This window comes from Pleomorphomonas sp. NRK KF1 (assembly GCF_023721755.1).
Classification (GTDB): domain Bacteria; phylum Pseudomonadota; class Alphaproteobacteria; order Rhizobiales; family Pleomorphomonadaceae; genus Pleomorphomonas.
This window is the reverse complement of sequence record NZ_JAMDLH010000007.1, coordinates 24209-42389: the sequence shown is the minus strand read 5'-3', so window position 1 is coordinate 42389 and position 18181 is coordinate 24209. Positions and strand designations below refer to the sequence as shown.

At 66.4% G+C, this 18181-nt stretch carries 18 protein-coding genes; 6 read left to right on the top strand and 12 right to left on the bottom strand.

The annotated features are described in order from the left end of the window. Positions 1 to 170: 170 nt before the first annotated feature. Together M4J39_RS16980 and M4J39_RS16975 are read right to left on the bottom strand one after the other, a co-directional pair. A complete protein-coding gene (locus M4J39_RS16980; RefSeq protein ID WP_251729605.1) occupies positions 171 to 869 on the bottom strand; it encodes a DUF1013 domain-containing protein in 699 nt (232 codons plus the stop codon). 135 nt (positions 870 to 1004) lie between these two features. Further along, positions 1005 to 2003 carry an NAD(P)H-quinone oxidoreductase gene (locus tag M4J39_RS16975; protein WP_251729604.1) on the bottom strand — a complete coding sequence of 333 codons (999 nt, stop codon included), beginning with the start codon at positions 2001 to 2003 and terminating at the stop codon, positions 1005 to 1007. A gap of 141 nt (positions 2004 to 2144) precedes the next feature. Here M4J39_RS16975 and M4J39_RS16970 point away from each other — a divergent pair, with 141 nt between their 5' ends. Together M4J39_RS16970 and M4J39_RS16965 are read left to right on the top strand one after the other, a co-directional pair. Further along, positions 2145 to 2336: a DUF1192 domain-containing protein gene (locus tag M4J39_RS16970; RefSeq protein WP_251729603.1), complete on the top strand. Its 192-nt coding sequence runs from the start codon at positions 2145 to 2147 to the stop codon at positions 2334 to 2336. 509 nt (positions 2337 to 2845) lie between these two features. Next, positions 2846 to 3379 (top strand): DUF1465 family protein, encoded by a 534-nt coding sequence (locus M4J39_RS16965; protein ID WP_251729602.1) that lies wholly within the window; start codon positions 2846 to 2848, stop codon positions 3377 to 3379. A gap of 135 nt (positions 3380 to 3514) precedes the next feature. Here M4J39_RS16965 and rpmE read toward each other — a convergent pair whose 3' ends face one another. The 3 genes from rpmE to M4J39_RS16950 form a co-directional block, all read right to left on the bottom strand. Continuing rightward, a complete protein-coding gene (gene rpmE / locus M4J39_RS16960) occupies positions 3515 to 3742 on the bottom strand; it encodes a 50S ribosomal protein L31 (RefSeq protein WP_251729601.1) in 228 nt (75 codons plus the stop codon). Positions 3743 to 3990: 248 nt separating this feature from the next. After that, a complete protein-coding gene (gene rpoH / locus M4J39_RS16955; RefSeq protein ID WP_251729600.1) occupies positions 3991 to 4887 on the bottom strand; it encodes an RNA polymerase sigma factor RpoH in 897 nt (298 codons plus the stop codon). 136 nt (positions 4888 to 5023) lie between these two features. Then, positions 5024 to 6055, bottom strand: a complete 1032-nt coding sequence (locus M4J39_RS16950; RefSeq protein ID WP_251729599.1) for an RluA family pseudouridine synthase — start codon at positions 6053 to 6055, stop codon at positions 5024 to 5026. 171 nt (positions 6056 to 6226) lie between these two features. On the opposite strand from M4J39_RS16950, the gene M4J39_RS16945 reads away from it, so the two are divergent. Both M4J39_RS16945 and M4J39_RS16940 read left to right on the top strand, forming a co-directional pair. Further along, on the top strand, positions 6227 to 6580 hold the full coding sequence (locus M4J39_RS16945; RefSeq protein ID WP_251729598.1) for a hypothetical protein: 354 nt from the start codon (positions 6227 to 6229) through the stop codon (positions 6578 to 6580). A 125-nt stretch (positions 6581 to 6705) separates the two neighbouring features. Next, the gene (locus M4J39_RS16940) at positions 6706 to 7026 is read left to right on the top strand and encodes a multidrug efflux SMR transporter (RefSeq protein WP_251729597.1); all 321 of its coding nucleotides are present in this window, start codon (positions 6706 to 6708) and stop codon (positions 7024 to 7026) included. A 7-nt stretch (positions 7027 to 7033) separates the two neighbouring features. On the opposite strand, the gene M4J39_RS16935 is transcribed toward M4J39_RS16940, so the two are convergent. Both M4J39_RS16935 and M4J39_RS16930 read right to left on the bottom strand, forming a co-directional pair. After that, positions 7034 to 8914 (bottom strand): hypothetical protein, encoded by a 1881-nt coding sequence (locus M4J39_RS16935; protein WP_251729596.1) that lies wholly within the window; start codon positions 8912 to 8914, stop codon positions 7034 to 7036. A gap of 131 nt (positions 8915 to 9045) precedes the next feature. After that, positions 9046 to 10341, bottom strand: coding sequence for an adenylosuccinate synthase (locus M4J39_RS16930; protein ID WP_251729595.1), 1296 nt, complete (start codon positions 10339 to 10341; stop codon positions 9046 to 9048). Between the two features lie 258 nt (positions 10342 to 10599). Here M4J39_RS16930 and M4J39_RS16925 point away from each other — a divergent pair, with 258 nt between their 5' ends. Beyond that, positions 10600 to 11517 carry an EamA family transporter gene (locus M4J39_RS16925; protein WP_251729594.1) on the top strand — a complete coding sequence of 306 codons (918 nt, stop codon included), beginning with the start codon at positions 10600 to 10602 and terminating at the stop codon, positions 11515 to 11517. 10 nt (positions 11518 to 11527) lie between these two features. On the opposite strand, the gene M4J39_RS16920 is transcribed toward M4J39_RS16925, so the two are convergent. The 5 genes from M4J39_RS16920 to M4J39_RS16900 all read right to left on the bottom strand — a co-directional run bounded on the left by M4J39_RS16920 (position 11528) and on the right by M4J39_RS16900 (position 16329). Further along, a complete protein-coding gene (locus M4J39_RS16920; RefSeq protein ID WP_251729593.1) occupies positions 11528 to 12943 on the bottom strand; it encodes an outer membrane beta-barrel protein in 1416 nt (471 codons plus the stop codon). 110 nt (positions 12944 to 13053) lie between these two features. Beyond that, positions 13054 to 13512, bottom strand: coding sequence for an NfeD family protein (locus M4J39_RS16915; protein ID WP_251729592.1), 459 nt, complete (start codon positions 13510 to 13512; stop codon positions 13054 to 13056). 10 nt (positions 13513 to 13522) lie between these two features. Next, positions 13523 to 14494 carry an SPFH domain-containing protein gene (locus M4J39_RS16910; protein ID WP_251729942.1) on the bottom strand — a complete coding sequence of 324 codons (972 nt, stop codon included), beginning with the start codon at positions 14492 to 14494 and terminating at the stop codon, positions 13523 to 13525. Positions 14495 to 14573: 79 nt separating this feature from the next. After that, positions 14574 to 15098, bottom strand: coding sequence for a GNAT family N-acetyltransferase (locus M4J39_RS16905; protein ID WP_251729591.1), 525 nt, complete (start codon positions 15096 to 15098; stop codon positions 14574 to 14576). 85 nt (positions 15099 to 15183) lie between these two features. Next, a complete protein-coding gene (locus M4J39_RS16900; protein ID WP_251729590.1) occupies positions 15184 to 16329 on the bottom strand; it encodes a type III PLP-dependent enzyme in 1146 nt (381 codons plus the stop codon). Between the two features lie 899 nt (positions 16330 to 17228). Here M4J39_RS16900 and M4J39_RS16895 point away from each other — a divergent pair. After that, positions 17229 to 18173, top strand: a complete 945-nt coding sequence (locus M4J39_RS16895) for a LysR family transcriptional regulator (RefSeq protein WP_251729589.1) — start codon at positions 17229 to 17231, stop codon at positions 18171 to 18173. The last annotated feature ends 8 nt before the right edge of the window (positions 18174 to 18181 follow it).

Sequence of the window (18181 nt, the reverse complement as noted above, 5' to 3'; positions counted from 1 at the left end):
CATAGGATCGGCCCGCCGGGTCGCCTAGTGACGACCGGCGCAAAACAGTGACGGAAGGCGAAAAGAACCCGCCGGCACCCGTTCGCCCCGACGGAAACAAAAAAGGCCCCGGAAACCCGGAGCCTTGTCTTGCCAACGTCGCCGAAGCGACCGTGCATTCCTCGTCGGCTTCAGAGATCGTCGTCCTCGTCGGACTTCGGGCTGGAAAGAGCGTTGAGCTTGGCGAACACCGCCTCGGCGTCGAGCTCCTCCTCGTCGTCGCGCGACGGGGCGCGGAAACCGGTGAGCGCATCGGGAGACGTCGTCTCTTCCACCGGCAGCAGCGTCTGCGTCAGCACCTTTTCCGGCGACGCCTTGCCCGCCTTCTCGACTTCCATGTCCAGCTCGATCTGCGAGCAGAGGCCAAGGGTCACCGGGTCGGCCGGCGTCAGGTTGGCGGAGTTCCAGTGGGTCCGGTCGCGGATCTGGGCGATCGTCGTCTTGGTGGTGCCGACGAGGCGCATGATCTGCGCGTCCTTGAGTTCGGGATGGTTGCGCACCAGCCAGAGAATGGCGTTCGGCCGGTCCTGGCGGCGCGACACCGGCGTGTAGCGCGGACCACGGCGCTTGGCCTCGGGCACACGCACCTTGGGGTCGAGCAGCTTCAGGCGGATAGAGAGGTCCTTCTCGGCCCTCTCGATATCGTCGCGGCTGAGCTGACCGGTCAGGATCGGATCGAGCCCCTTGATGCCCTGGGCCGCCTCGCCGTCGGCGATGGCCTTGACCTCAAGGGCGTGCAGCTTGCAGAAGGCGGCGATCTGGTCGAACGACAGAGCCGTATTCTCGACCAGCCAAACGGCGGTAGCCTTGGGCATCAACGGGGTCGACATCGATAAATCCTCTTCGCTGGTCCACCGACTCTCGCCGGCGGCCCTCCGTCTCGTATCACGATGACTGGGGAATGGTTACCTATATACAGATCGCTCCCCTGTTCTGCAATCGCAACAAGCCGGAAAAACCGGACTTCAGCCAAAGGTCAGCACGATCTTGCCGATATGATCGTCTTCGAGACAGGCATGCGCCTCCGCCGCCTGCTCGGCCGGCAGCACGCGATCGATCACCGGCGCGACGGTCCCGGAGGCCAGAAGCGGCCATACTCTGTCGTGAAGCGAAGCGGCGATTGCCGCCTTGAAGGCCGGCTCGCGCGGCCGCAGGGTCGAGCCGGTATGGACGAGCCTCTTCTGCATCAGCTTGGCGAAGTTGGCGGACGCCTTGGCCCCGCCGAGAAAGGCGATCTGCACGATGCGGCCGTCGATGGCAGCCAGCTCATAGTTGCGATCGACATAATCGCCGCCCACCATGTCCAAAATGACGTCGACGCCCCGCCCCTCCGTCGCCGCCTTCAGCACGGTGACGAAGTCCTCGTCGCGATAGTTGACGGCGACCTCCGCGCCAAGGAGGCGGCAGGCCTCGCATTTCTCGGCGCTGCCGGCCGTCGCGAAGACGCGCGCGCCAAAGGCGCGGGCAAGCTGGATCACCGTCGTTCCGATGCCGGACGTGCCGCCATGGACGAGAAAGCTCTCGCCGGGCCCGAGGCGCCCCCGGTCGAACACATTGGACCAGACGGTGAAAAAGGTCTCCGGCAAGGCAGCCGACCGCACCGCGTCGAAGCCATCCGGCCAGGGCAGACAGTTCCCGGCTGGGGCCACGCAGTATTCGGCATAGCCACCGCCGGTCACCAGCGCCGTCACCTTGGCGCCGACGGACGCACCGAGTACGTCGGCGCCGACCGCCACGACGGTGCCCGCCACTTCAAGGCCCGGGATATCGGACGCGCCGGGCGGCGGCGGATAAACGCCTTGCCGCTGCAAGGCGTCGGGCCGGTTGACGCCGGCCGCCTCGACGGCGATCAGCACGCCATCGGCCGGCAGGGCCGGTATGGGGCGGCGCGTCGGCCTCAACACCTCCGGCCCGCCGGGGCGGGAAATCTCGATCGCCAGCATGTCGGATGGCAGGACGGTCATTGCGGGCTCCCTTCTCCCGTGCGAACAGGCGGCGAATCGCCGATCCGGAGTGTCTCCCGGCAAGCCTATCCACTCTGAGCCGACTTGACACGTCGGCCGGGCGAGCCTTCACTTCCTTCAGCCACAACGAGGAGGGTTGAGATGACCATCGATGACGATCGGCCAGAAACGCCGCCGCCCGCCCATGTCGTCGGCCAGGATCTGTCGCGCCTTTCGGTGGCCGAGCTCCGCGCTCGCGTCGGCCTCCTGCACGCCGAGATCGCTCGCATCGAGGAGACGTTGCGCCTCAAGGACGACGTTCGCACCGCCGCCGACTCCCTGTTCAAGTTCTGAGACATATGGCTAACGGGAGCCATCGAAAAATATTCATTGTTAAGGACCCGTTTACCAGTTTCGTTTATCAAGAATTCGATCCGTATGGTTGGATCACGAGTGGCTCCTGTCACTCTTTTGACGCCTCCCTGTTCAACTTACGAAGGGCCGCCCTTGGCGGCCTTTTTTTTTCGGCCTTCCTCGCAGCGAGATCGTCGCGCGTCCTGGGCCTCGACCTTTTGACCGAATCGGCGGCGCCTCAGGATTTGTCGAGACTCCCTCCCCGCTTTGCGTTAACCTTTCGTTCACGTTCGAGCCGGGCCTTGCCGTTCCTGGCATGCCGGTTGCGACCTTCATCGCAAAGTCGGACGACTGTTCCGGAAGGGGATTCAAGTCTCCCTTTTGGGGATTGCGGGGAAGAGCGACGGCGTCCGCCAGCTTTTCCTTTGCGACGGCGCTTTCGCGGTCCAACTCATGGGCGTGAAACCGGCCGGGCCAATCGTCCGAGTGTCTGGTGCAGAGGTAGCGTGATGAGTGATTTTACCGGCAAGTCCCATTTCGGAACGGAAGCGATCGCCTTCGGCGCACGCGCGCTCAATTCGGAACTGTTCCGTGAGTTGTTCCGCGAGGGCATGGCGCTCGTCGAGGAGACAGCCGCCTATCTCGACGGCGACGGCCGGAACGAGAGCCGCACGCTCAGCCGTGCCGCCACGCTGTCCTATTCCACCGAGTCGATGCGCCTCACCACCCGCCTGATGCAGATCGCCTCGTGGCTCCTGATGCAGCGCGCCGTCAACGAGGGCGAAATGTCGCCCGAGCAGGCCCGCAGCGAGAAGAACAAGGTACGCCTCGACTTCCAGCCGCCGGTCATGTCCGGTCCGCTCTGGAACGAACTGCCGGAAACGCTCCGTTCGATCATCGAACGCACCGACCGCCTGCATGGCCGCATCGTCCACATGGACAAGGCCATCTACGACGTCGCCGTCGAGCCGACCGCCAACCTCGTCGCCCGCGACCTCGACCGCCTCGCCAGCGCCTTCGGCGCCCGCCGCGTCGACAACTGACCGCCATCCGGAGGGCGTCGGCGTCGGGAGGCGCCGGCTCGTCCGATACCTTTCGGTCCGGCTATAGCGATCCATAGAAAAACCCCGGCGAGCAGCACTCGCCGGGGTTTTTCGTGTTCGTCCTGTCGTCCAGCCTTACTTGGCGGTGAACAGGCCACCGAACTTGGTGTTGAAGCGCGACAGACGGCCACCGCGGTCCATCAGCTGCTGCTGACCACCGGTCCAGGCCGGATGCACCTTCGGGTCGATGTCGAGGTTGAGCGTCGCATCCTTGGCGCCGTAGCACGAACGGGTGACGAACTCGGTGCCATCGGTCATGACGACCTTGATGTCGTGATAGTCGGGATGAATGCCCTGCTTCATCTTGTCGATCCTTTCGGGCGTCGCAAGGACGCGATCAGTGACGCCGGCCTTGTCGGGGCGCCCGGTGTTGGGTATCGGCCGCGCGGCGGCTCATCAGAGGAACGAGCCGCCCCGAGGATGCCTCGAGCGGCTCGTCTCCGGTCCACCGCATGGCCCGGTCGGGCGCCTCTATAGCGCAAAGGCTCGGCGCGAACAAGCGGTCGAGCAAGCCCGGCTGCGCTTTTCGCGCCGGTTCGCGCCGCTTTCCGTCAACCGGCGTCGACGACGGCGGGGACTTGCTCGCGGGCCTGGGCCTTGACGGCCTCCTGCACCTTCTCGAAGGCGCGCACCTCGATCTGCCGGACTCGCTCGCGGCTGACGCCGAACTCGGTGGAAAGGTCTTCGAGCGTCATCGGGTCCTCGGCGAGCCGCCGCGCCTCGAAGATGCGGCGCTCACGCTCGTTGAGCACGCCAAGCGCCCGCTTCAGCATGGCACGGCGCTGGTCGAGCTCTTCGGTCTCGGCCATCACCGTTTCCTGGTTGTCGCTATCGTCGACGAGCCAGTCCTGCCATTCGCCGCTCTCGCTGTCCGAGCGCAGCGGCGAGTTGAGCGAAGCGTCGCCCGACAGACGCCGGTTCATGGACACGACGTCGTCCTGGGTCACGCCGAGCTTGGTGGCGATCGCCTCGACCTGGTCGGGCTTGAGGTCGCCGTCGCCCAGCGCCTGCAGCTGGCTCTTGGCCTTGCGCAGATTGAAGAACAACCGCTTCTGGTTGGCCGTCGTGCCCATCTTGACCAGCGACCACGAGCGCAGGATGTACTCCTGGATCGCTGCCTTGATCCACCACATGGCATAGGTCGCGAGACGGAAGCCCTTGTCGGGCTCGAAGCGCTTGACCGCCTGCATCAGGCCGACGTTACCCTCGGAAATAACTTCACCGATCGGCAGCCCGTAGCCGCGATAGCCCATGGCGATCTTCGCGACGAGGCGCAGATGCGAGGTGACGAGCTTCTGGGCGGCGTCGCGGTCGCCGTAGTCCGCATAACGCTTGGCCAGCATGTATTCTTCCTGCGGCTCAAGCATCGGAAAGCGACGAATCTCGTCGAGATAACGGCTGAGGCCGCCTTCCCCCGCGGCGATCATGGGCAATGTGGATCGGGCCATCGAGCACCCCCCTTAACGTTCTTGGGACCGCTCCCGAACGGACACGGCATCCCCTTCAGCGCCTTGCCGAGCAAGCACACTGAGAGACGAATATAGGAACGATCCCGGCGATTTCATGGGTAACCTATGAAAAAGCCTAAAGTTCCCGAAACGCCGACACCAAGTCTGCCATATCCGGCGGCAATCCGCTCTCAAATTTCAGGAGCTCCCCGGTCACGGGATGCTCGAAAGCGATCAAGAATGCGTGCAACGCCTGCCTTTGGAAGGCCCGGACTGCCGGCGCTGTCGCTTCCGGCAGACGATTGACCTTGGTCAGAAAGTGCGAGCCGTACACCGCATCGCCGACCAGCGGATGCCCTGCCGCCGTCAGGTGCACGCGGATCTGATGAGTCCGTCCCGTTTCGAGATGGCACTCGACGAGCGAGGCAATGGCGCCGCGCCCCGATTCGGCCGGAAAGCGCTCGACCACCTCGTAGTGGGTGATCGCTTCCTTGCCGCCACTGCCCTTGACGATGGCCATCTTGGTGCGATCGGACGACGAGCGGCCGAGCGGCGCCTCAATGGTGCCGCGAAACGGCTCGGGGCTGCCCCAGACGAGCGCCAGATAGCCGCGCTCCAGCGGACCGGTGCGGCCATGATCGGCAAACTGCGCAGCAAGGCCGGCGTGCGACCGATCGGTCTTGGCCACCACCATCAAACCCGTGGTGTCCTTGTCGAGCCGATGGACGATGCCCGGCCGCCGGACGCCGCCGATGCCCGACAGGCTGTCGCCGCAATGGGCGATCAGGGCGTTGACCAGCGTGCCCGTCCAGTTGCCCGCCGCCGGATGCACCACGAGACCGGCCGGCTTGTCGATGACGATCAGTTCGTCGTCCTCATAGACCACGTCGAGCGGAATGCTCTCGCCCTGCGGCTCGGCATCCTCGGCCGGCGGCACCAGAACGGTGAGCGCCAGGCTGCCGGACATCTTACGGGCGGCGTCGGTGACGACGGTGCCATCGACGGCCACGGCGCCCGCCTCGATCAGCGCCTTCAGGCGCGACCGGCTGATGTCGGGGAAGGCCTCGGCCACCAACTTGTCGAACCGCGTCTTCGCCACCGCCTCGATGACGGCCGCCCGCGCCCCACCGGCGTCGTCTTCCGAGACGATATCGTCCTCGTCGGCCATGACCACTCCTGAAACCCGCCCGTTTGCGTCCCGGTGGGCGTATGACGACGGAGGACCCGAGCAAAAGGTCGATTCGCCCCGAACGTTGCCGATGGTGACGGCGCGTCGACAAACCGCGCCGGATTCGCTAAATGCCGCCTATCGCAGAAATCCGCGCTGAAGGAAAGCATCATGGCAGACCCGACCGACGACGAACGCGAGGCGCCGCTCGATCCGGCCATCGCCCGGGTGCAGGCCCGCCTCAAGACCATGATGCTGATCGCCGCCGGCACGCTCGGCATCGGCCTGATCGCCGTCTTCGTCGCCATCGCCTTTCGCGTCGCCAAAAGCGGCGACGGCGCAGCGCCGGCCGGCACGCCGTTCCAGACCCTGGTCGAGGTGGCGACGCCCGGCACCGTCGTCGCCACCGACGTCGACGGCGACCGCCTGTCGCTGACCATCGAAGGCCCCGAGGGCAAGGTGATCGAGATCCACCACCTGCCGTCCGGCAAGCTGATCGGCCGGGCCGTCCTCCTGTCGAAGTAACGGCGACCGCCGCTTGACGGCAACCGGCCGACGACCCATTTTCGCCCCGAGGCCACGCCCTCCCTCACCCACAGGGGTGAGTTCCAAGTCCGGGACGGCCCGGCCCAACCGAAAGGAGGGCCGCCATGGCCTGGGTCTATCTTCTGATCGCCGGACTTCTGGAAGTCGTCTGGGCCTACGGCATGAAGCTGTCGGCCGGCTTCACCCAGCTCGGCGCCAGCATCGTCACCGTCATCGCCATGCTCATGAGCTTCGGCCTGCTCGCCGTCGCCATGAAGTCGCTGCCGCTCGGCACCGCCTACACGGTGTGGACCGGCATCGGCGCGGTCGGCAGCTTCGCCGTCGGCGTCGCCGTACTGGGCGAGGCCGTCACGGCGACGCGGCTCCTCGCCGCGACGCTGATTCTCGCCGGCCTCGTGCTGATGAAGCTATCTAGCCCGCAATAAGGACGCCTCACTGCCCCCAGGCGGCAAAGGCCTCCGCGAACACCTTGTCGCCGGGCGCGCCCTTCTCGAACGTCAGGATGGCACGGCGGCGGTTGCCGTAGCGGATCGGGATGTCGATCCACGGCCGGTCCTTCAGCAGCTGGATGTTGCGGGCGACGTCCTGCTCCAGGCCGGACAGCGCCAGCCAGAACAGGCTGTCGGATACCTTGGCGACGGCGCCGGCGATGGTGTCGCCCCGCGCTTCCTCGGTCTGCTTGGCGATCATGCCGGGCGCCGCGTCGATGAACTTGCCGGCAAACGACGGCGGCACGTCGAAGGACATTTCGACGATATGGCTGGCCGGCAGTGCCTGATCGTCGTTCTTGTGGATCGACAGGCGCATCTTGAGGCCAAGCTCGGGCACCTCGATGTCACCGCGGATCTGCGGCACCGGCTTGTCGCCGGGCAAGGCCGGCTCGTTGACGAAGGACCAGACCACCGAGCCGTCGAGCTTGGTGCCGGGCGAGCCGGGGATGGGCTCCTCGTAGAGAATGGCCTTCTGGGCAACGCCGATCGCCTCGCCCGCCGCGGCGGACGCCAGCGGAGCCTCCGAGGCGGCTGGAGCCGAAATCGCGGCACCGGCGTCAGAAGACGGCGCAGCTTCGGAGGGTGTCGTCGGCGCCTCGGCCATCGCGGTGCCACCGGGCGGCGGCGGTAGGTCCGGGTCGACGGCGGCCGGCGCGGGAACCGCTTCCGTCTGGACGGTCACGGCGTCGGGGGCGACGGGCTCGGCCGGCGTCTCGCCTTCGGCCGGCAGGCGATCGAGGATCTTCGACGACAGCCCGTCGTCGCTGGGCGTCGCATCGCTCGTCTGGGTTTGCGGCTGGCCGGCGACCAGGTCCGCCAGCGGACCACGGAAGGTGTAGGCGACCGCCGCGACGAGCACCACCAGCGCCACGACCGCGACGCCGATCAACACCGTGCGAACCCGGCGGGCTGCGCCGGCTCCGTCGTCCGGCCATGGCAAAGTGGCCGCCTCGCGCTGTCCCGGCAAACGTTCGGCCTCGGGCCTGTCGCCCGCGACGCCAACGGATACATCCTGGCGCGAGCCGACCGGCCGGGCAGTGCCGAGATCCGGCTCGACCCGTTCGCCCCCGGTTGGCTCGTCGACCTCGTCCACCTCGTTCATGGCATGACGCGCGGCGCGCACGGCGGTGGATGACGCCTCGCCGAGCGAGTCGGCCTGCTTCAGGGTGCGCGTCAGCGCGCTGACGCCGACGCCGATGCGCGGTTCGCCGCGTTCGTCGGGCAGCCGGACGCTGCTCGGCAGGCGCGGGCGTTCGGTCGGCAGGCTGACGGGCGCGCGATCCTGAGGCCGATCCTGGGGCGCGGCGCGGTTGGATGCGCTGCCGCGAGCCGGCAGCGGCTCGATGTGGTGGAAGGGGTTCATCTCCGGCTGAGCGAGCGGCTCGATGTGCCGGAAGGGGTTCATTTCCGGCGCGGCAAGCGACGTCAGCCCGCTCCGGCGCGGCGACGCCGGCTCTTCGCGCTTGGTCTCCGGGCGCGGCTCCGGCTCCTGCCGGGGAGAAGCTTCCCGGGCCGGTTCCGCCTTGGCGGCGGGCTCGGGCGCGGCGGGTGGCGGCGGCGCGGCCGGCGCAGGCGTATGGGAGTCGGCACTGGAGGCCGCATCCTCGGGAACGTCGGCGACCTCGGCCTCGACCCGGCGAATGCAGTCCTCAAGCGCCACGCGCTGATCTGCGATGTCGGTCGGCGACAGCGGCGGATTGTAGGAGCTCAACTGCCGGAGGAGGGCGACACGGGCCTTCTCGTAGACCGCGCGCCGCGCCTCGCCGGACCCCGACGGCAGCGAGGAAATGGCACGCTTCAATACGGGATAGTAGTCGGCCATGTACCGCATCTCTCGGCTTGGCGCCCCGCCCCACGGCGGAACGCTGTTTCGATAGGACACCCTGCGGCCAGCCTTGCGACGGCCGCCGGGCTTTTTTGCGGCGGGAAGGCCGGCAAAACGTGGTGAATCACTTAATCCTGAAACGGATCACGCACAAGAATCGTATCGAGACGATCGGGACTGGTCGACAGCATGGCCACCGGCGCGCCGATCAGCTCCTCGATATGGCGGACGTACTTGATGGCCTGCGCCGGCAGCTCGGCCCAGGAGCGGGCTCCGGCCGTCGATTCCTTCCAGCCTTCCATGGTCTCGTAGATCGGCTTCACACGCGCCTGCTCCTCCTGGTTGGCGGGCAGATAGTCGAGCGTGCGACCGTCGATCTCGTAGCCGATGCACACCTTGATCTCGTCGAGACCGTCGAGCACGTCGAGCTTGGTGAGAGCGATGCCGTTGATGCCCGAGGCGACCACCGTCTGGCGAACCAGCACGGCATCGAACCAGCCGCAGCGACGCTTGCGCCCCGTGACGGTGCCGAACTCGCGGCCACGCTCACCAAGGAAATCGCCGACCTCGTCGAACAGCTCGGTCGGGAACGGGCCGGAACCGACGCGCGTCGTGTAGGCCTTGGTGATGCCGAGCACGTAGTCGAGCGCACCCGGCCCCATGCCGGAGCCGGCAGCCGCCTGGCCGGCCGTGGTGTTTGAGCCGGTGACAAAGGGATAGGTGCCGTGGTCGTTGTCGAGCAGCGCGCCCTGCGCGCCTTCGAACAGGATGCGGGCGCCGGACTTGCGCTTCTCGTCGAGCAGCCGCCAGGTGACGTCCATGTAGGGCAGGATGAAGTCGGCCACCGCCATCAGCTCGTCGCGGATGGTCTCGGGCGCGATCTCAGGCTGGCCAAGGCCCCGGCGCAGCGGATTGTGGTGGGACAGCAGCCGCTCGATGCGGTTGGTCAGAGTCTCGGGATGGGCGAGATCGACGAGGCGGATGGCCCTGCGGCCGACCTTGTCTTCATAGGCGGGGCCGATGCCGCGCTTGGTGGTGCCGATGCGGGTGGTGGGCGAAGCGGCGTTCTCGCGCAGCTCGTCGAGCTCCTGATGGATGGACAGGATCAGCGTGGCGTTCTCGGCGATGCGCAGGTTGTCCGGGCTGATCTTGACGCCCTGCTCGCGGATGCGCGTCACTTCGTTGACGAAGGCGCGCGGATCGACGACGACGCCGTTGCCGATGACCGACAGCTTGCCCGGCCGGGCGACGCCCGAGGGCAGCAGCGACAGCTTGTAGGAAACGCCGTCGATCACCAGGGTGTGGCCGGCGTTGTGACCGCCCTGGAAGCGGACGACCACATCGGCTCGCTCGGACAGCCAGTCGACGATCTTGCCCTTGCCCTCGTCTCCCCACTGGGAGCCGACCACCACTACGTTCGCCATTGAAAAGGTCCCGTCGTTCAAGTTTCAGACCTTTCCGCGCCGCGCCGCCGACGGCAGCACGCACACGGAAAGCCCCGATACCATGGGCACCGGGGCTTGACCGACTATAACGGCGCCCGCCCGCCAATGAAAGCCGCGATGTCGGAAATCTGCCATTTGTCCCGCTTCGGGCGTACCGGATCTCGCCAAAGAGGCGTGCGGATGGCGACCGGACACTCTAGGAAGGAGACGACAAAGTGTTTTGGCGAGAGGTGTTTCGTGGCTGATGACGGTCTCTGGTCGCGTCTCTATGGCCGTCCCTACCTGCTGCTCGTGCTGTCGCCGCTGTTCTGGGCCGGCAACACGGTGGCAAGCCGTCTCGCCGTCGGTGAGGTGTCGCCGATGGCGCTGACCACCTACCGGTGGTCGGGCGTGTTGCTGCTGCTCACCCTGTTCGCGCGTCGCTCCGTCCTCGCCGACTGGCCGGCGATGAGGGCGCGCCTTCCCTACATGCTGGCGATGGGCGCGCTGGGCTTCACGATCTTCAACGCCTTCTACTACATCGCCGCCCATTTCACCTCGGCGGTCAACATCGGCATCATCCAGGGCGCCCTGCCCGGCCTCGTCTTCGTCTTCGCCTACCTGATCGTCGGCACACGCGCCGGCATGGGCCAGCTTGCCGGCATGGCGACGACGCTCGTCGGCGTCGGCGTGATCGCCATCAAGGGCGACCTTTCCACCCTCGCCTCGCTCGATTTCAACGCCGGCGACCTGATGATGCTCGGCGCCTGCGTCGTCTACGCCCTCTACACGGTGCTGCTGCCGCGCCGGCCGAAGATTTCCGGGCTCTCCTTCTTCGCCGGGCTATCCGTTGCCGCCCTGCTGACTTCGCTGCCCTTCCTGGCCGCGGAAATCGCCATGGGTCAGTATGTGGCGCCGACGGCCTTCGGCTGGGCGCTGGTGGCCTATTGCGCCGTCTTTCCTTCGGTGGTGTCGCAGGTCTTCTTCGTGCGCGGCGTCGAGCTGGTCGGTCCCGGCCGGGCCGGCGTGTTCATCAACCTGATCCCGGTGTTCGGCTCGATCCTCGCCGTTCTCGTGCTCGGCGAGAGCTTCCGCCTCTATCACGCGGCAGCGCTGGCGCTGGTGCTCGGCGGCATCTTCTGGGCGGAATGGAGCAAGCGCGGAGAAGCGGGTTAAGTCGCGCTTCTTATTGGCGCAGGGTCAATGTGGCCGTCACGCTGCTGTCGGTGTAGTCGCCCCCCGCCTCGCTCGACCGGACGATCTTGTGCTCGCCGTCGAGGCCGAGCTCCACCGAGCGATTGAGCTTGTAGCCGACACCCGCCTTCAGCGCCGTGGTCGTCACGTTTCGGTCGATACCGACGTAGTCCTCCAGCGTCAGCTCGCCGCCGGCCACCACGAAGGCATTGGGCGCCAACGCGTAGGTGACGGTGGCCTCGCCGATGCGCTTGACGACACCGGACGCGCCTGCCGTGGACGTCGGCTCGAAACTGGTGGTGGCGGTCGTCGTCAGGCGAAGAAGCTCGCTGGCGTCCCACGAGAGCGAGGCCGAACCGATCAACCCCGACATGTCGTCGAGACCATCCGCCCTGAGCCATTCGTAACCATAGCCCAGGGCGATCTCGCCGGTCAGGTCGTCGTTTACCACGGCAACACCGACCTTCGCTTCGCCGCCGACGCCACTGCGGTTGATGCCGTCGCCCGCTGCCGGCTTGTCGAAGTCCCGGCCGAATGCGCCGACTTCCACGAAGGGCTGCAAGACCGCGCCGCTGTCGTGCGACAGCCTCAACGACAGGGAGAGCGTGGTATTGTCGAGCGTCGGATCGGTCTCGTTGACCGTCCGGTCGATGCCGAGCCCCGTCTTGAGGCCGATCAGGCCGCCAAAGCGTTCGTAGCCGAGGGAGCCGGAGAAGATGTTTTCCTTGCCGTCCCCCGACGCTTCGTCGCGCAATGTCCAGCCGGCCACCGCCGTGAGGCGGTCCGCGTCGGTGATGTCGAAGCGGCCAGCCAGGCGCGCGTCCCCTTCCGGCAGCTTTTCCTCGATGCCGGAGAGTGAGCGGCGAAAGGCCCCGCCAACGCTCAGATCCACGCTGTTGCGTTCCCAATCGGAGCGGGCTGCAAGCACGCCGGTCGAACGCATGAAGGTCTCGTCGCCCTGTATCGAATGATGGCGCAGGCCGATGCCGGTCGTGGCGGTTGCGTTCACAACGAAACTGCCGAAGCGAAGCCCAAGCGGCTCGTACTCGGCACGGGCGTCGGCCTCGCGAGCGACGACGGGGAGGCTCGGTGCCACCGCCGGCAGTTTGGCCGACTGGTTGGGCGGCACGGGACGGACGACGGCCCTGAGCTCGGACGAGGGAAGGCTGCCCCTGAGCACGGAACCGGTGACGGCGACGCTTTCGGATTGGCTGACACCCGAGCCGGCGGCCGCACCCTCCTCCGTCTCGCTCAACATCGGATCGGCGATCGGATCGACCGGCTTTGCCGGCAACGCGCCCTTGAGAACCGGCACGGCCTCCGTGTCGTCGGTCTCCTGAGCAAAAGACGGCAAGGCGAGGAGAACCGACGCCATCGCCAGAGCCCGAAAGGTCTGCCGCCGATGCACGCCCGCCTCCGTCGCCGCGCCAACCGCCCCGAGCGGTATCCAGTGTTGACGAAAGGTAAAGGGAATTGGTTAACGACCCGTTAGGCGGCTGCCCGCCGCAATGTCGGGCCTCAATCCGCCGTCGCTGACTCAACCAGGAAACGACCGTCGCGATGCCCGATGATTCGCACGCGCGCGCCCACCGGCAAATCCGGCCCGTCGGCCCGCCAGATGGTGTCATCGAGACGGATGTGACCGGAACCGCCCTCGATGGCCCGCTCGACGACGGCGAAACGGCCGACCTGCCGGCCGAGCCGGTCATTGGCGAAGCCGTCGCCTTCGTTGGATGCCCGGCCGTAGAAGCGGCGACCGACCAGCACCGCCACCGCCGACAGCACGACGAACAGCACCAGCTCCACCTGCCAGCTCATCGCAACGGCAAAGGCAATGAGGCCGACGATCAGCGCCGCCGCGCCGAACCAGATGAAGAAGGTGCCGGGCACCACCACCTCGATGCCGGCGAGCACGAGCGCCAGCACCAGCCAGGACCATGGCCCGAGATAGACGATCGATCCCTCGATGAGCCCCATGATGGCGCCCTCAGCCGCCGACCGGCGGCACGGCGCCGCGGCGACGCGGCGTTCCATCCTGCGGCCCATCGCCGCCGAAGGCCGCACGAGCCAGCTCGGCGATGCCGCCGAGCGAGCCGATCAGCGCCGAAGCCTCGACCGGCAGCATCAGGATCTTCTGGTTGGGCGACTGGGCGAACTGGCCGAGCGCCTGGGTGTACTTGTCGGCGACGAAGTAGTTGAGCGCCTGCACGTCGCCGCGCGCCACCGCTTCCGACACCATTGCCGTCGCCTTGGCCTCGGCCTCGGCAAGACGTTCGCGCGCCTCGGCGTCACGAAAGGCGGCTTCGCGCCGGCCTTCGGCCTGCAGCACCTGGGCCTGCTTCTCGCCTTCGGCCTTCAGGATGGCCGACTGGCGCAGGCCCTCCGCTTCCAGAATCTGGGCGCGCTTCTCGCGCTCGGCCTTCATCTGGCGGGCCATGGAGGCGACGAGGTCGGCCGGCGGATTGATGTCCTTGATCTCCACGCGGGTGATCTTGACACCCCAGGCCTCCGTCGCCGCATCGACCACGTGCAGCAGGCGGGCGTTGATCTCGTCGCGGTTGGACAGGAGATTGTCGAGGTCCATCGAACCCATCACCGTGCGGATGTTGGTCATGGTGATGTTGAGGATCGCCATCTGCAGGTTGGACACCTCGTAGGCGGCGCGCGCCGCGTCGAGCACCTGATAGAAGGCCACGCCGTCGACCGTGCAGGTGGCATTGTCGCGGGTGATGATTTCCTGGCTCGGAACGTCCAGCACCTGCTCCATGCGATTGAGCTTGGCGCCGATGCGGTCGAAGAACGGAATGATCAGGTTGAGGCCGGGCTGAAGCGTCCGAGTATAACGGCCGAAGCGCTCAACCGTCCAATTGTAGCCCTGGGGCACCTGCTTGATGCCGGCGAACAGAACGATGATCGCGAACAAGACCAGCGCGATGACCGCGATATCGCCACCGCTCAGAAACACGTCCATGGAAAGCCTCCCGGAAAGACCCTGCAAGTCTATGCATTTCCGAAAGGACTTTCAAATGGCAAACAGCTCAGGCGGCAACCGTCGCGAGCTCGTCGGAGGCAAGGCGGCCGGTCGGCCGGAGCACGCCGGAAACGCCTTCGAGCGCGCCGGGAACGAGCTCAAGGCCGAGGAAGCGGTCGCGCTCGAAAGGCCCGGGCATCGCGAGTCCGTCCATGCCGCGCGTCGAGAAGCCGAAGCGACGGTAATAGGGCTCGTCTCCCACCAGAACAACCGCGCCATGACCGAGCGACCGCGCCCTGTCGATGGCGAGCCGCATCAACCCGGCCCCGACGCCGGCGCCACGGCACGCGTCGTCGACGGCGAGCGGACCGAGCAGCAACAGCGGCGCCCGGTCGGCCGCCGCCTCCCACAGGCGCACGCTGCCGACGAGACGATCTTCGTCCCGGGCAACGAGCGCCAGTCCCTCGGAGGGCAGACGCCCCGAGCGAATTTTCTCCGAGGATTTGCGGAAGCGGCCGGGCCCGAAGGCACGGTCGAGCAGCGTCTCGCGGGCGAAAACGTCACCCGCCTGTTCATTCGTGTAGGCGATCATCGAGGCAACCCCGTCCCCCGCCGCAACCGGCGGGGCGATGAAGTCACAAAGGGTACCGGTCGGAAACTGGCCGCCCGGAGCGAATTCAGATGATGTACGACTTCAGCGGCGAGAAGCCGTTGAAGGCCACCGCCGAATAGGTCGTCGTGTAGGCGCCAGTCCCTTCGATCAACACTTCGTCGCCGATTTCCAGGCTGATCGGCAGCTCGTAGGGCGTCTTCTCGTAGAGCACGTCGGCGCTGTCGCAGGTCGGGCCGGCCAGCACGCAGGGCGCTGTGGCGGAGCCGTCGTGACGGGTGCGGATCGGATAGCGGATCGCCTCTTCCATCGTCTCGGCGAGACCGCCGAACTTGCCGATGTCGAGGTAGACCCAGCGCTGCTCGTCGTCGCGGCTCTTCTTGGAGATCAGCACCACTTCAGCCTTGATCAGGCCGGCGCCGCCGACCATGCCGCGCCCCGGCTCGATGATCGTCTCGGGCACATGGTTGCCGAAGTGGCGGCGCACCGCTTCGTCGATCGAGCGGCCATAGGCCTCGGTCGCCGGAACGTCCTTGAGATAGCGGGTCGGGAAACCACCGCCGAGATTGACCATCTTCAGCTGGATGCCGCGCTCGGCCAGTTCGCCGAAGATCGCGGCGGCCGAAGAGAGCGCGCCGTCCCAGGCGTCGAGGTTGGCCTGCTGCGAACCGACATGGAAGGAGATTCCATAGGCGGTGAGGCCGGAGCGATGGGCATGCTCGAGAACTTCGGAGGCCATCGACGGATCGCAACCGAACTTGCGGCTCAGCGGCCACTCGGCGCCGGCACCGTCGCAGAGAATGCGGCAGAACACCCGGGCGTGGGCCTTGCCGGTCGTCTCCGCCTGGCGGGCGATCTTGTCGACCTCGGCTTCGCAGTCGACGGCGAACAGGTCGACGCCGAGTTCGAGGGCGCGCGCGATGTCGCGCTCCTTCTTGATGGTGTTGCCGAAGGAAATGCGATCGGCCGCGGCGCCGGTGGCCAGCACCATCTCGATCTCCGGGATCGAGGCGCAGTCGAAGGACGAGCCGAGATCGGCGAGCAACTGCAACACTTCCGGCGCCGGGTTGGCCTTCACCGCGTAGTAGATGCGGGTGTCGGGCAGCGCGTGGCGGAACGCGTTGAAATTGTCGCGGACGACATCGAGGTCGACCACCAGGCAGGGGCCTTCGGGTCGTCGGCTGGCGAGAAAGTCGAGAATGCGCGCGGTCATGGCCCTGGAACTCCGTCGTCCAAAGTCTACTTCGAGGATGAGCAACCCTCTCTCCGCGACCGGTGTGGACCCGGCACGCGCGAGCGAATGCACCCCTCATCGCCTCCCGTTTCCGGAAGACGGCGGATATCAGTGCGACCTTGAAAACTCAGCGCCCCGGCGAAGATGCACCGGGCGGTCGAGACTCTTGGTCGTGCAGCCTTTGATTGGACGGATTGCTCCTGTCCGCACGTCCGGCAAGGATGTAGTGCCTCTTCAGTAACGCCAACGTTTGGAGCGCCGGCAGAGACCAAAAAAGCCCTCTACGTCGTTGCTTTAAGTCGCGTCCGCCGCTTGAGAAGCAGCTTAGACCCGGTTTAACTCCGGTCACCGGTTGCCCTCGCCGGAACCGCGGTTAGCGGCCCTAGCGAAACCGGCACGCAACCACAGGCACGTGCGAAATTGGGCAAGGACGCATGTACTCTGCGTCGCCCTCTTCTGCAAGACCTTGTGCTTCGAAAATCCGTTTGTGACGTCAATTTCATGTGGTGTGCCCCTGCTGCGACACCTCGGCCGGCGGGTGCGGCGGCCTCTCCCAAGCCGCCACCGGCAAGTGCAAAGGGCGCTGCTCAAGCGGCATTAGTTCAGCAGGAAGAATTCGATTGTCCACTCACGGTAAACTATACGTATAAAAGCAGAAAATCGCATGATTCTGCGACGCAGACCCGATTTTTCATATTGACGGAAGTCATTGAATTCAGGTCATTAGAGTTAATGGGCGTGACTGCCGGTTGGCCGATTGCTGGACCGTCACATGGTCGGCCCTAAAGCGCTTTCGTCAGCGTGCGGGCGTTCCGGAGGCCACGGAACCGATGTGCGGCGTCGTCGAAAGGCGGAACTCCTCAAACTGGCGGCGGATAATGGATACATTCACTCGCATGCGGACCTTCGTGGAGGTCGTCGAAGCAGGCGGATTCTCCGCGGCGGCCCGGAAGCTCGGCCGGTCCAAGGCCTTGATTTCAAAATACGTAAAGGAACTTGAGGACGAGTTGGGCGCCCGCCTCATGAACCGTACGACGCGCCGCCTCTCCCTGACCGAGCTGGGCCAGGCCTACTTCCGCGATGCCGGCGAGATCCTCCAGCGCGTCGACGACCTTCAGGACATGGTGCGGGAGCGGCATGGCGAACCGACGGGCCTCTTGCGCGTCGCCGCCCCGCGCACCTTCGGCGATTCGCTGCTGGGCCAGGCGATCATGGACTTCGTGGCGGCCAACCCCGCCATTCGCCTCGACCTCCGGCTGGACGATCGCTTCGTCGACCTGATCGACGAAGGCTTCGATTGCGCCATCCGCGTCAGCGAACTCTCCGATTCCAGCCTGATCGCCCGCAAGCTTGCCGATTATCGTTTCGCGACGGTGGTCCACCCCGACGTCGCCGAGACCCACGGCCTGCCCGCCGTACCGGAAGACCTGACGCGGCTTCCCTGCATCATCGATTCCAATCTGCGCAACCGCTTCAACTGGCGTTTTCTCGTCGATGGCGCCCGACAGACGGTGGCGGTATCCGGCCGCGTCGAGGTGAACTCGCCGTCGGCAGTGCGCCTCGCGGTTCTGGCCGGCCTGGGCTTCGGTTCGGTGCCCTACAAGATGGTGGAAGACGACATCGAGGCCGGCCGGCTCAAGATCGTGCTCTCCGACTTCGAGTTGGGCGCAGCCAACATCTACGTCGTCTATCCGCATCGCCGGCACCTCTCGGCCAAGATCCGCGCCTTCGTCGACTTCATGGCCGACTGGTTCCAGAAAAACGGCGAGGGATGCAGCGACGGCCCGACGAGCCAGGCGACGGTGGCCGACGAGCCGGGTTGACATCGTCC

Excerpts from the sequence above, each read along its gene's own strand:
- M4J39_RS16950 (WP_251729599.1), bottom strand. The coding sequence starts at position 6,055 with ATGGCCGACGAGGACGATATCGTCTCGGAAGACGACGCCGGTGGGGCG.
- M4J39_RS16930 (WP_251729595.1), bottom strand. The coding sequence starts at position 10,341 with ATGGCGAACGTAGTGGTGGTCGGCTCCCAGTGGGGAGACGAGGGCAAG.
- M4J39_RS16980 (WP_251729605.1), bottom strand. The coding sequence starts at position 869 with ATGTCGACCCCGTTGATGCCCAAGGCTACCGCCGTTTGGCTGGTCGAG.
- M4J39_RS16945 (WP_251729598.1), top strand. The coding sequence starts at position 6,227 with ATGGCAGACCCGACCGACGACGAACGCGAGGCGCCGCTCGATCCGGCC.
- M4J39_RS16905 (WP_251729591.1), bottom strand. The coding sequence starts at position 15,098 with ATGATCGCCTACACGAATGAACAGGCGGGTGACGTTTTCGCCCGCGAG.
- rpmE (WP_251729601.1), bottom strand. The coding sequence starts at position 3,742 with ATGAAGCAGGGCATTCATCCCGACTATCACGACATCAAGGTCGTCATG.
- rpoH (WP_251729600.1), bottom strand. The coding sequence starts at position 4,887 with ATGGCCCGATCCACATTGCCCATGATCGCCGCGGGGGAAGGCGGCCTC.
- M4J39_RS16935 (WP_251729596.1), bottom strand. The coding sequence starts at position 8,914 with ATGGCCGACTACTATCCCGTATTGAAGCGTGCCATTTCCTCGCTGCCG.
- M4J39_RS16940 (WP_251729597.1), top strand. The coding sequence starts at position 6,706 with ATGGCCTGGGTCTATCTTCTGATCGCCGGACTTCTGGAAGTCGTCTGG.
- M4J39_RS16915 (WP_251729592.1), bottom strand. The coding sequence starts at position 13,512 with ATGGGGCTCATCGAGGGATCGATCGTCTATCTCGGGCCATGGTCCTGG.
- M4J39_RS16900 (WP_251729590.1), bottom strand. The coding sequence starts at position 16,329 with ATGACCGCGCGCATTCTCGACTTTCTCGCCAGCCGACGACCCGAAGGC.
- M4J39_RS16895 (WP_251729589.1), top strand. The coding sequence starts at position 17,229 with ATGGATACATTCACTCGCATGCGGACCTTCGTGGAGGTCGTCGAAGCA.
- M4J39_RS16970 (WP_251729603.1), top strand. The coding sequence starts at position 2,145 with ATGACCATCGATGACGATCGGCCAGAAACGCCGCCGCCCGCCCATGTC.
- M4J39_RS16975 (WP_251729604.1), bottom strand. The coding sequence starts at position 2,003 with ATGACCGTCCTGCCATCCGACATGCTGGCGATCGAGATTTCCCGCCCC.
- M4J39_RS16965 (WP_251729602.1), top strand. The coding sequence starts at position 2,846 with ATGAGTGATTTTACCGGCAAGTCCCATTTCGGAACGGAAGCGATCGCC.